The organism is Pseudoalteromonas sp. NSLLW218 (assembly GCF_015864775.1).
GTDB lineage: Bacteria > Pseudomonadota > Gammaproteobacteria > Enterobacterales > Alteromonadaceae > Pseudoalteromonas.
On sequence record NZ_JADYWO010000003.1, the window covers coordinates 19,363 to 31,905 of the forward strand.

General features: G+C 37.1%; 10 protein-coding genes and 1 pseudogene. 7 read left to right on the forward strand and 4 right to left on the reverse strand.

Annotated features, from left to right (window positions below; genetic code table 11):
* The first annotated feature begins 190 nt into the window (after window positions 1-190).
* Window positions 191-1,072 carry a LysR family transcriptional regulator gene (locus I6E80_RS04950; protein WP_076923991.1) on the forward strand — a complete coding sequence of 294 codons (882 nt, stop codon included), beginning with the start codon at window positions 191-193 and terminating at the stop codon, window positions 1,070-1,072.
* A gap of 877 nt (window positions 1,073-1,949) precedes the next feature.
* On the opposite strand, the gene I6E80_RS04955 is transcribed toward I6E80_RS04950, so the two are convergent.
* Together I6E80_RS04955 and msrA are read right to left on the reverse strand one after the other, a co-directional pair.
* Window positions 1,950-2,726: an amino acid ABC transporter substrate-binding protein gene (locus tag I6E80_RS04955; protein WP_231616733.1), complete on the reverse strand. Its 777-nt coding sequence runs from the start codon at window positions 2,724-2,726 to the stop codon at window positions 1,950-1,952.
* A 131-nt stretch (window positions 2,727-2,857) separates the two neighbouring features.
* The gene (gene msrA / locus I6E80_RS04960; RefSeq protein WP_197184977.1) at window positions 2,858-4,147 is read right to left on the reverse strand and encodes a peptide-methionine (S)-S-oxide reductase MsrA; all 1,290 of its coding nucleotides are present in this window, start codon (window positions 4,145-4,147) and stop codon (window positions 2,858-2,860) included.
* Between the two features lie 256 nt (window positions 4,148-4,403).
* Between msrA and pxpB the strand changes: the two genes are divergently transcribed.
* The 6 genes and pseudogenes from pxpB (at window position 4,404) to I6E80_RS04990 (ending at window position 9,445) form a co-directional block, all read left to right on the forward strand.
* Window positions 4,404-5,069, forward strand: a complete 666-nt coding sequence (pxpB, locus tag I6E80_RS04965) for a 5-oxoprolinase subunit PxpB (RefSeq protein WP_197184978.1) — start codon at window positions 4,404-4,406, stop codon at window positions 5,067-5,069.
* Window positions 5,062-5,991 (forward strand): biotin-dependent carboxyltransferase family protein, encoded by a 930-nt coding sequence (locus tag I6E80_RS04970; protein ID WP_197184979.1) that lies wholly within the window; start codon window positions 5,062-5,064, stop codon window positions 5,989-5,991. Before pxpB ends, I6E80_RS04970 begins: the two co-directional genes overlap by 8 nt.
* Window positions 5,992-6,014: 23 nt before the next feature.
* Window positions 6,015-6,122 (forward strand): annotated as a pseudogene (locus I6E80_RS20545) (5-oxoproline transporter, DUF979 family subunit); the annotation flags it as partial.
* On the forward strand, window positions 6,115-6,783 hold the full coding sequence (pcp, locus tag I6E80_RS04980; protein ID WP_197184980.1) for a pyroglutamyl-peptidase I: 669 nt from the start codon (window positions 6,115-6,117) through the stop codon (window positions 6,781-6,783). The pseudogene I6E80_RS20545 and the gene pcp, both read left to right, overlap by 8 nt.
* A gap of 153 nt (window positions 6,784-6,936) precedes the next feature.
* Complete coding sequence (gene asnB / locus I6E80_RS04985; RefSeq protein ID WP_024598933.1) at window positions 6,937-8,610, forward strand: asparagine synthase B; 1,674 nt, start codon at window positions 6,937-6,939, stop codon at window positions 8,608-8,610.
* Window positions 8,594-9,445: a PhzF family phenazine biosynthesis protein gene (locus I6E80_RS04990; RefSeq protein WP_197184981.1), complete on the forward strand. Its 852-nt coding sequence runs from the start codon at window positions 8,594-8,596 to the stop codon at window positions 9,443-9,445. The genes asnB and I6E80_RS04990 overlap by 17 nt, the downstream gene beginning before the upstream one ends.
* Before the next feature lie 279 nt (window positions 9,446-9,724).
* On the opposite strand, the gene egtD is transcribed toward I6E80_RS04990, so the two are convergent.
* Window positions 9,725-10,699, reverse strand: coding sequence for an L-histidine N(alpha)-methyltransferase (gene egtD / locus I6E80_RS04995; RefSeq protein WP_182724318.1), 975 nt, complete (start codon window positions 10,697-10,699; stop codon window positions 9,725-9,727).
* Window positions 10,696-11,967 (reverse strand): ergothioneine biosynthesis protein EgtB, encoded by a 1,272-nt coding sequence (egtB, locus tag I6E80_RS05000; protein ID WP_197184982.1) that lies wholly within the window; start codon window positions 11,965-11,967, stop codon window positions 10,696-10,698. Before egtB ends, egtD begins: the two co-directional genes overlap by 4 nt.
* Window positions 11,968-12,543 lie beyond the last annotated feature (576 nt).

Consider the following 12,543-nt stretch of genomic DNA (forward strand, 5'->3'; position numbering starts at 1 on the left):
TTTATCTATAATACAAATATAAATTAAATGTAAGCGCTTAGATTCTTTGCACTATTTTGTGGATAGTCTGCACCTTTTTTGTGAACTAGCGTTGAATTTATTTTTAACCTACTGATATTTATACATTAAATAGTTGGTTCAAATTTTGCCTAAGTAAGGCGTCTCAATAAATTAAATAATTCTGGAAAACATGCAAACTCCTATTCGTGGCCTTCGCTCTTTTTGCTTTGCCGCAAGAAGCCTAAGTTTTAAGCATGCAGCTAATGAGCTGTACTTAACGCCTTCTGCGGTAAGCCATCAAATAAAACAACTTGAAGAACAACTTGGTATTGAGCTTTTTCAACGTAAAACGCGTTCAATTAGCTTAACCACAGCGGGTAAAAACTTTTTTGATGCGGTGTCTCCTATCATCACAATGTTAGAGAGCACTATTAATGAGTTTAGTCAGATGCAGCAAAATACAAATTTGACGATTACGCTACCTGAATTTTTTGCCAGCGAACTACTCATGCCTAAATTAAGTGAGTGGACGTCAGAGCACCCTAATATAAACCTGCAAATGGACACGCTTAAAACACGCAAAGAGTTAACGCGTCATAGCGATTTATCTATTGTATTGTCCTCTGGTAAACCTACTGAAGGATTAGCGACAGAGTTGTTTAACCTTGAATATATTCCTGCATGTAATAAGAAATTACTTGATCAATGGAGGGACGATCATCGTCAAGCGCTTAACCAAGTTCCGCTGATCCTCCACAAAGCTCGTCCTTGGGCATGGCACCAATGGGCTGAAAAAGCGGGTATTGATGACTTTTCTCCCTCGCAGATTATTCAAATAGATAGCATGTTTGGTGTAGCCCGTGCAGCGCAGCAAGGTATGGGGATTGCACTTATTCCACTGCCAATTAGCCAAAGTTGGTTAGATGAGCAATGGCTTTATAAATTATTTGAACAGCCTTTAACAACTAAAGATAAATACTATTTAGTGCAGCACGAATCAAGTACCCCTAATCACCCGCTTGATTTATTTGCAAAGTGGGTTGTAAGCACATTTAGAAAAATCCAAGAATAACCCTTTGTTAGGCGGGTTTATTAATACACCTAATTACGGGTTGTATTAATGGTTCGCTTAAATCTAATTTAAATTTTTGAATAATATTTTTATTTAAATACATAAACTTAACACCACGCATTAGACTAAAGTCTATAGTTTAATTTTTTTCACTCATTGGTTTCGTTTTTATCGTTTGTCGAAAATAAAGTTAAATATTAAAGTTACTCCATCAACTCAAAATAACTTACATTAAATTGTTTTTAAGAGTAACAAATGCAACCTTTTGAGTTTTAGTAACTCATAAGTAGCAGTAAAAAATCTTTATATTGTGTGTGAAGATGTTGTCAGTGTGAAAAGCGGTTCAAGTTAGGTGGTGACTTAGCTTGAACTGTTTTTATTCTTGGCTCAAACCACATGATATGTAAAACAAAGCTACTTAAGCGTAGCAAACAGAATCTTTATATTATGTGTGAAGATGTTGTCAGTGTGAAAGGCAGTTCAAGTTAGGTGGTGACTTAGCTTGAACTGTTTTTATTCTTGGCTCAAACCACACGATATGTAATACAAAGCTACTTAAGTGTAGCAAACAGAATCTTTATATTGTGTGTGAAGATGTTGTCAGTGTGAAAAATGGTTCAAGTTAGGTGGTGACTTAGCTTGAACTGTTTTTATTCTTGGCTCAAACCACATGATATGTAAAACAAAGCTACTTAAGCGTAGCAAACAGAATCTTTATATTGTGTGTGAAGATGTTGTCAGTGTGAAAAATGGTTCAAGTTAGGTGGTGACTTAGCTTGAACTGTTTTTATTGTTAAGCACATACATAATATATGTTATATACAGGTTGATAACCTTTAAAAAGCCCCGTAAGTTATAACTTACGGGGCTTTTTTAGTTAATTTTTTATTTGATATTCTTTTTTCAGTTCCTGTATTTGCACTTTATGTGAAAGCAAGAATGTATCAAATTTCTTAATCACGTCAGGGTAGTCAATCGACGATAATAAAAAGGCTTGTAAATCTACCGGTAGTTCGTTTTGAAAATAAACGGGTCGGGTTAATTTAAAGTATTTAACGATATTATAATTTAATACATCGTTAGATATGTAAATGCACTCTACTCGCTCTTTTAAAAGCATCTCTATCAATTCCCTTACATTAGCGGTTTCAATTAACTCAACGTTTTCGTTGTTCATTAATGGTTTAAAGCTTTGAGGCGTAAACCCTCTCACCGTTGCAAAACTAACGCATTCATCAATAGTGATATTTTTATTTAAACTCGCAATACCCGTTTTAGTCACAACGATTGGCTGCGAATAAATAATTTCATTTAAATCACCAAAGGAAGCTTTATAACTTGGTTTCCATTGAGGATTATCTGGGTATTTAAAATCAACATGATGGTGGTCAATAAATTCTTTATAGAGGCGATTAATTGGTAATGTGTAGAACTCAAATTTGAAATCGTGCTGTTGAGCAAACAAGGTAAGTAATTTTTGACTAAAGCCATAATAGTCACTGTTATCAGTCCCACTACCGTCAAAGTACGGAAGGTATTCTATATTTTCAACACCCACTACATAATGAGTGGCTGATTTAGCGTTGGTCATTAAGAACAGAAAAATAAAAGGTAGATAAATTGACTGCTTAGCTATTTTTGATAATAGATTCATTAATAACCTAAAGAATATATTGCTGCCCGATTTAAGCCAATCAAACTTTAACAAATTTACGGGGATTATGATAAAACTATTTTGTTTTATGCAAAAAGCCTGGCTTTAAGCCAGGCTTTTTATTTAGCTATTTAGCTTTTATCTCTTGGTACAAAATCAAGAACGGTTGCATTAATACAGTAGCGATCACGCCCTCTTGGGCCTTCACCTGGAAATAAATGCCCTAAGTGTATACCTGTACTTTTAGAGCGAAGCTCAATACGTGTCATGCCCCAGCTGCTATCGTCATGCTGTGTTACGTTGTTTTTTACTGGATGAGTAAATGACAACCAACCAGTACCTGAGTTAAACCTATCGCTTGTATCAAATAGAGGCTCTCCACTTAATTTATCAACAAATGTGCCATCGGGTGTATTTTTAAACTCTTTGTATTCTTTGCAATAGGGCCTATCTGTTCGTGCATCGAATGCAACTTTATAAGCATCACTGTTACCTAATTTGAATGCACCTAATGCTTTATAAAACTCTTCAGGCGTTGCGTACCCTTGACGGCCATATACCTCTACTCCGTTTTCTAAGAACAAAATAGTCGGCGTTGCCCATGTGGCTGACTTAATGGTTAAATCATCAAGTTGGTCAGCATGTCGAAATGTCATAGGTATGGTGCCTTTATAATCATTTGCGACTGCTTTTTTAAATTTTTCACAGTACGGACAGTATTCTCGTGAATCTAAGACTACTATTTGCTTACCTGCGAGTAGATCACTGTTGTCAGCTTTTTCTACGGGTGTTTTATTAAAAACTACGCCTGTAGAGTGATCGGGGCAATAGCCATTAGGGTTCTTTTCTAGATAATTTTGATGATATTCTTCTGCCGATACAAAACCTTCAAGCGGTTTAATAACCGTTTCGATTTTTCCGTAGCTTGCATCAGTTAAAAGCTGCTGATATTGCGATTTAACTTGCTCAGCTACTTTAGCTTGTGCATCAGAAGTCGTTAATACAATTGAACGATATTGCGTACCTATGTCGTTGCCTTGGCGATCTTTTTGAGTTGGATCGTGACTTTCAAAATAGTTTTTTAAGAGATCTTCTGCTGAAATTATATTGCTGTTATACATAACCTGTACAACCTCAGCATAATTATTCTCGTCAAAACGACGAGACTGATCGGTGATATTTCTGTACGTTGCTTTAAACCCATGGCCGTCTGCATAACCCGACTCAGCATCAATAACGCCATTAAGTGCTTCGTAGCGTTTTTCGGCTCCCCAAAAACAACCAGAACCAAGTACGATGGTTTCTACATGCATGGTGGCTTCTACATTGCTATGTTCTACCTTTTCCATAGATAAAGCAAAGCTGCCTGCGCTAAATATAATAGCAGCGCCAGATAAATATAATAAATGCTGGTGTTTCATAAAGTACCTCTTAAACAAGTGCGTGCTAATTAAGACCTCCTTATCTTAATTTTCATTTCAACCTAATTACTTATTTAGTACGAAGTGTAATAAGTTTTGGTCCTCAATAAGTTAAATACAATTAATTGAATATAAAAATACTCTTAAAGTAAGCTGGGAAAATAAACACTAAACATAACTACTTAGTCGCAATGGTGTAAATAAATTAATAAAACTGTGTTACGTTTAAATTATGTTGTACAAATAGGTTTATTTAATGAAGCCAGCTCCCCATATTTATGCATTAACAAACAGTAGTTTACTGCTTGATGCATCGCATTTAGACGCTACAGATAGACTCTCTATTCAAAAGAAAATTTGGGCTTTAACCAGCCACTGTAAAAGCACTAATGAATTTACCGATTTGGTGCCGGCCATGAACTCGCTCACTCTTTATTTAAAATCAGATAAACACTTAAATAAATGGTTACAAGTGCTACCTACACTTTGGAGTGATATTAAAAGTAGTACTTTTAAAGGGCTGCATCACTTAATCGAAACCACCTACAAGGGTGAGGATATTAATTACGTGGCTAATTATCATAATTTAAGCGCTGATGAGGTTATTAATATTCATAGTAAAACCAAATACCACGTTTTATTTTTAGGCTTTCAGCCCGGTTTTGCTTACCTACACGGCTTAGATGAGCAATTACATACACCAAGGCGTGATGAACCACGTACTAGGGTCCCTAAAGGTTCTGTTGCGATAGGTGCTTCTCAAACCGGAATTTACCCCGCTGATACCCCAGGTGGTTGGCACATAATAGGCCATACAGATACAGCTTTGTTTGATTCGACCTCTGAACAACCTTGCTTAATTCAACCAGGTGATACGCTTGAATTTGTTCCACTAGTTAATAAAGGAGCAACTCATGATTAAAGTACTTAAAAGTGGTGTATTACTTACAATTCAAGATTTTGGCCGTGAAGGCTACCGCCATTTGGGTGTAAGCAAAGCGGGCAGCTTAGACCCGTATGCGCAAATAATTGCTAACAGATTACTTAACAATAACGACAATGATGCTGTTTTAGAAATAACCGTTGGTTTGTGCGAGCTGGAATTTAGGTGCGACACAGTAATTGCGCTTCATGGTGCCGATTTGCAAGCAACCCTTGACGGACAAGCAATTCACCCTGGTTGGACATACGCAGTAAAAAACAAACAAGTACTGAGCTTTGCTACTGGTAGAGCAGGCTTGAGAGCTTATTTGGCGGTGAAACACGGTATACGAAGTACTGAAATTATGGGCTCTAAATCTACAGATTTAAATGCGTGTTTTGGTGGTATTCAAGGTAGAGCTCTCGCCACTGGTGATGAAATACCTATTACTCCTTATTATGGAAAGTTTATAAAAGTAGGTGCAATTGCACCTCCTAAGCGTAAACTTATACGATTACACCCAAGCCCCCATGCTAATTTATTAGGCGAGCCTTTACTAAGCAACTTTGTATCTACCGCATTTAAAATTAGTAGTAACAGCAACCGAATGGGCGTTAGGCTTGAGCATACTAAGAATAGCTTGGTGCATTCGCACTCTTTGCCATCACTAGGGGTGAGTCCTGGGAGTATTCAACTACCACCAAATGGTGAGCCTATTGTGCTACTTAATGATGGCCAAACCACAGGGGGCTATCCGCTTTTAGGGACTGTTATTGAAGCCGACTTACATCAATTTGCGCAATTTAGACCTTTAGATAATATTGAGTTTAAATATGTAACGTTTGAAGAAGCAGCAAAAGCGAAGCAGAAACTTGACGGGCATCTACATCAATTGAGCCTTGCACTTAAAAATAACCTATAAAAACATTCTAGAATCAACACGCCCTAGATTTAAAAAATAGGTACCATGTAATAAAGGTTCAAATTCCGACGGCAGCTAACTTACTCGCCGTTATTATTATTTTAATGTATAGCTTGGTGTTTAATGACTAAATCAACTTCTACTATGCCGTGTGTATTAATAACCGGTTTTGCTCCTTTTGGTAGCGAAACTATCAATCCTTCTTGGCAAGCAGTGCAAAAACTTGATGAAACTATCATCATGAAACACAAAATATGCACACTAGAACTTGCCTGTGAATTTAATACGTCTATCAGTCAGCTTATAAACGCCATTGAGTCGCACAATCCAGCGGTTGTTTTGTGTATAGGTCAAGCCGGTGGACGCAGTGAAATTTCAATTGAGCGTATTGCAATAAACGTTGACGATGCACGCATTAAAGACAATGCAGGCAAGCAGCCTATCGATACACCAATAGAAAAAAATGGCCCTGATGCCTATTTCACAAACTTACCAATAAAGCGCATGTTACAAGCATTGCACAACAGCAATATACCTGCTGCCATTTCGAATACGGCAGGTACGTATGTGTGTAATCACGTTATGTATGGCCTTATGCATTACATAAATGATCACTGCGCTGTAATGAAAGGTGGCTTTGTGCATATTCCTTATTTACCAAGCCAAGCTGTGCACCACAATGGCGCACCAAGCATGAGTGAAAACACTGTTATTAACGCGCTAAAAGTTATGGTTGCGCAAGCTTTGAACAATAATAGCGACGTAAAAATGGCAGCAGGTACCACTCATTAACCAATTTGGTGCGGTTACATATAACTTGGTGCATAAATTATTCTTAATTAATTGTAAAAGCTATGTGACTTGAGTAATTTTTTCTGATAAAACAAGGTTTCGCAGCACAGCAAATTGGCTTTGCTGCACACATAATAGGAATGAGGAGTTACTATGTGTTCAATTTTTGGGGTATTAGATATTAAATCTGATCCCACTCAATTGCGTACCCAAGCAATTGAAATGTCAAAACTGCTTAGACACCGTGGCCCAGATTGGTCTGGTGTATATGCATCTGAGAAAGCTATTTTAGTGCATGAGCGTTTAGCTATTGTTGGTGTATCAAGCGGTGCACAGCCTTTATACAATCCTGAAAAAACAAATATTTTAGCGGTTAATGGCGAGATTTATAATCATAAAGAACTTGCAGCAGAGCTAGACGTTGATTTTACTTTTCAAACTCAATCAGACTGTGAAGTTATTTTAGCGCTTTATAAACAAAAAGGGCCTGACTTTTTAGATGACCTAAATGGCATTTTTGCATTTTGTTTATACGACGAAGAAAATGACGCTTACTTAATTGGCCGTGATCATATTGGTATTATCCCGCTTTACACTGGTCACGACGAGCACGGTAACTTTTACGTTGCTTCTGAGCTAAAAGCACTTTCTCCAATTTGTAAGCACATTGAAGAATTTCCTCCAGGGCATTACCTGTACAGCAAAGATGGTAAAATGACGCCTTATTACAAACGTGATTGGGAAACATTTGATGCAGTTAAAGATAATAGCGCAGAAGCCCAAGACGTTAAAGATGCATTAGAAGCGGCCGTTAAACGCCAGCTAATGTGTGACGTGCCTTACGGCGTATTACTTTCTGGTGGTTTAGACTCATCCGTTATCTCTGCTATTACCCAGCGCTTTGCTGCCAAACGTATTGAAGATAACGACGAAAGCGATGCATGGTGGCCTAAACTTCATTCTTTTTCAGTTGGCCTTGAAGGCTCACCTGATTTAGCGGCTGCACAAAAAGTAGCTGACATGATTGGGACTATTCACCACCCTATTATTTTTACCATTCAAGAAGGTATTGATGCACTGCGTGAAGTGATTTACCACATTGAAACGTACGATGTAACAACGATTCGTGCCTCTACACCTATGTACTTAATGGCTCGCCAAATTAAAGCGATGGGCATTAAAATGGTGTTATCTGGCGAAGGTGCTGATGAGCTATTTGGTGGCTACTTATACTTCCATAAAGCCCCTAACGCACAAGAGTTTCATGAAGAGCTAAACCGTAAAGTATCAAAACTGCATATGTTTGACTGCTTACGTGCTAATAAATCAATGGCGGCATGGGGCGTAGAAGCACGTGTACCGTTCCTTGATAAAGAATTTGTTGATGTAGCTATGCGTATCAACCCTGAAGCTAAAATGTGTAAAGATGGAAAAATTGAAAAACATATTTTACGTGAAGGCTTTGAAGGTTACTTACCTGATGAAGTTTTATGGCGTCAAAAAGAGCAGTTTTCAGACGGTGTAGGCTACAGCTGGATTGATACGTTAAAAGAGTTTGTAAATGAGCAAGTAAGCGATCAAGAGCTTGCAAATGCGAAATTTAAATACCCTATTAATACACCAGACTCAAAAGAAGCATATTACTATCGTGCAATTTTTGAAGAACATTTCCCTGGTGATGCATCCGCTAAATGTGTACCACATGGTAAGTCGGTAGCGTGTTCGACTCCTGAAGCACTGGCATGGGACGCATCGTTTCAAAACAATGCCGATCCATCAGGTCGTGCTGCGGGCGTTCATAACGACGCATATGCAAGCAAAGGTTAATACTCTTTGTTTAGCGAAGCGTAAGCCTAAATGGCTTGCGCTTCGCTTTATAGAATTCACTTCCACCGAATCTGTTTTTTATAGCCCTGCAAATAACTTAAAAGGCTCGAGCGCTTTAATTGTTATTTATAAAAATGGGTTAACAACAAAAACAATGCAATATATTGCATCACAATCAATTCACCCTGCGACCGTATTTTTAAATCAAAATGAGATAACTAAACGCCATTGCAATATTCGCTGGTTTAACCAAACAAGTGAAATTAAACGCTGCGGACATGGCACTTTAGCGGCCGCTAATTTTTTAATAGGTTATTTAGGTTATTGCCCTAAAGTATTTACTTCAATGAGTAATGAGCGTTTTGCTATAAGAGTAAAAAAACAACGCGCCCAGTTGTTACTAAAAAGTATAGAGCCTAAAAAAAGCGAATTAGCTGCGGGTGAGTTAAAAAGTGTGTTTTCCTCAGCAATAAAAACAGCCTACAGTACCGGTGATAAAAACGGTTATACCGTCGTGCTATTTAATGAAGAAGTTGAAAAAGACGATTTAAAAAACTTACACGTTGATTTTAAAGCTTTGAGTAAACTCCACAAAAATGCAGTAATTACCCTTAGTATAAAAAATAAAGACAAGAAAAATGCCATAGCGCGTTTTAGATATTTTGCACCCCAGTTTGGCGTAAATGAGGACAGAGCAACGGGCTCTGCGGTATCTGTTATTGCCCCTCTGCTATTTAGACTGCATGGTTTAAATAAAGCTGCGCTTATACAACAATCAAATAATGGTGCATTGCTAAACTATGAGTTTAACAATGCCCAAGTTGTCATTTACTAGGGCGTGTTGATCTTTGCGAATTGAAATTTGTTCAATCTAGGGGCGATTAAATCGCGGCGTGAGGTTTGTAACCTAGTGGGCTAAGTAAAAATCGAGCAACAAAGAGTTTATCGCCCCTAGGCAGAACCCGAAGGGCAGCACATGTTTGGCATTTATGCTGCGTTATTGCCTATTTATGTGGAATAACCACACTTCATAGGCTCTGCCTTGCCTAAAAACCAAACATATTGCTGCAAATTCAACTATCAAAGATCAACACGCCCTAAACTTAAGTAACGTTTAAAGCGGTCTTAATAAGCACAAGGCAAAATAGTTACTATCGTCTTGCCATGTTTGCTCTAACTTTAAATTAGCCTGCGCTGCAAGCTGCTTAAACGACTCAAGCGTGTACTTGTGAGAGTTTTCCGTATGAATGCTTTCACCTGCTATAAAGTCTATTTGCTGATCATTTATAATCACGCTTTGAGTGCAATTACTTACTAAATGCATTTCGATACGGCTATGTTGCTCGTTAAAGCGTGACTCGTGGCTAAAATTGTCTAAGTTAAATGTGCCATTTAACTCGTTATTAATACGTTGTAGTAAGTTTTTATTAAACGCGGCGGTTATACCTAATTTATCGTTATATGCATCAAGTAACACTTGGCGCTCTTTTACTAAATCAATGCCAATTAGCACATAGCCATTTACACCACATAAGCGATGGAAATTATTCATAATTTCAATTGCTTTTACAGGTGCAAAATTACCAAGAGTAGACCCCGGAAAGTACACCAGATTTGTTTGACTATCTAAAGCTGTATCTTTGGTTAGCTGTTTAACCATTTGACTATGTGTAAAGTCTCCTAATAATGGCGAAATTGCCAAATCTGGAAATAACGGTGACAAATGAGCAAGTGAATAACTGAGCATCTCTTCAGAGATTTCAAACGGTACAAAGGTTTTTACGTTTGCCATATGCGCTAATAAATAGGCAACCTTTTTACCCGAGCCACAGCCAGGCTCTATAATAGAGAGGTTTTCAGGTAGCATTTGAGCAATCGACTGCGAATGTTGCTCTAATATAGAAAGCTCAGTTCGTGTTACGTAATACTCTTGTAATGTTGTTATTTGCTCAAATAATGCAGCACCTTTATCATCATAAAAATATTTACACGGAAGCGTTTTTTGTTGTTGAGTTAATCCGCTTATCACGTCGTTTAGAAATTCAGTGTCGGTTATGTTACTTTGCTTAATCGCTGTTACTTGGCTCATACTATATCCTTAGCTAGTCTTATCCCGCTGCACATCCACGCTTGATGCGGGTAATAAAAATTACGATATGTTTGTCGTAAATGGTTTTGAGGGGTAAACACACACCCGCCACGTAGCACCATTTGGTTATTCATAAACTTACCATTGTACTCCCCTGCTACTCCATCAATAGGCTTAAAACCAGGGTATGGTAAATATGCACTGTTCGTCCATTGCCAACACGCATCAGTTAACTGGTTTATTTCAGTATCAGTCTTTGCTTGCTGAGGTGTTAGGTCGTTATTATTAATCTCTGTTGAAGCTGTATTTTTAGCTGCATATTCCCACTCAAACTCTGTAGGCAAGCGAGCCTTTACAAAATTAGCATAGGCGCTGGCCTCAAAATAACTAACATGGCAGATTGGTGCACTTAAATTAAGAGGCTGCAATCCATAGTGTGTAAACTCAAACCACTCGTTATTTATGCAATGCCAATACAAAGGTTGCGTTAAACTATTATTTTGTATATTTGCCCAGCCGTCGCTTAACCAGTACTGTGGATTGCTATACCCACCGGCATTTATAAAGTCTAAATATTCACCATTAGTGACCAACCTGCTAGCAAAGCTGAATGGATGAATTAATACTTGGTGTTTGGGACACTCGTTATCATATGCAAATTCATCGTCGGCATTTGTGCCAATATTAATAATGGCTTGTTCAAAATTGATAAAGTTAAGGGGCTTAATATCTGCTGATTTGTTTTGGCTATTTAAAAATGATGTTTGATATTGTGGAAATAATGGGTTTACTGAAAAGTTATATTTGATGTCCATAAGCATTAGCTCTTGGTGCTGTTGCTCGTGGTTTAAACCAAGATCAATAATATCTTTAATTTGTGGGTTAACTTCAGTATTAAGCAATTCAATTACACAGCTATCAACATGCTTTCTGTAAGCTAGAACTTCATCTAAACTAGGTCTGGATAAACTACCTCGGTTGGCTCGTTTAAATTGCTCTCCAATCCCATTGTAGTAGGAATTAAAAAGCATTCTATAGTGAGAGTTAAACACAATGTACTGCTTACAATAAACACTAAGTAAAAACGTTTCAAAAAACCATGTTGTGTGTGCTAAATGCCATTTGCTTGGACTGGCATCTGCCATAGCTTGTAATTGGCAATCCTCTACAGTGAGAGGTTCTATAATAGCTAGGCTTTCGCCTCTAACGCTGCAAAAGCGTTTAACAAGTTCGTTTTGATTGGTATTGTTTGTAACGCATTCACGCATAATAGTATTAATCCTTTGCCTATCTATTTATAAAATATAGCCTAGTGTTGTGTTAAATCATATTCATATTACAACTTGATTAAAGATGCTTATCGGCTTATAAATTTATAATAACCCTAAAGGGGAATTTGCTCTTTGCTGCTTGTATTTTAATTTTTTCTTAGGTGCATCTAAGCATGCACAATAACGCATAAGCAGTTACCGAACCCACTAGGTTAGAAACCTAAAAGCGATTAAATCGTTCCCAAATTGAACGAATTTCAATCCTAAAAGGTCAATAATCCCTAGTATTTAAGCATTAAATAAGTTACTTAAAAGTGATCTTTTTTTACTTAACTAAGTAAATTAATACTTTTAATAGCAAACTAATTTTTAACGTTCACTGAATTTAGAATTTTTTAGCTCTTAAATAGAAGAATCATTAATTTGGCTATATAAACAGCGTTTTAAATACAAATTCATTTACATTTAATATTTAACTCATACACTACTAGCTGTATGATCACTCTTCAAATTAGTTAGTCTTCAAATAATTACGGTATTACTTTTTACTTAATATTTAAAGGCTAATGTAAT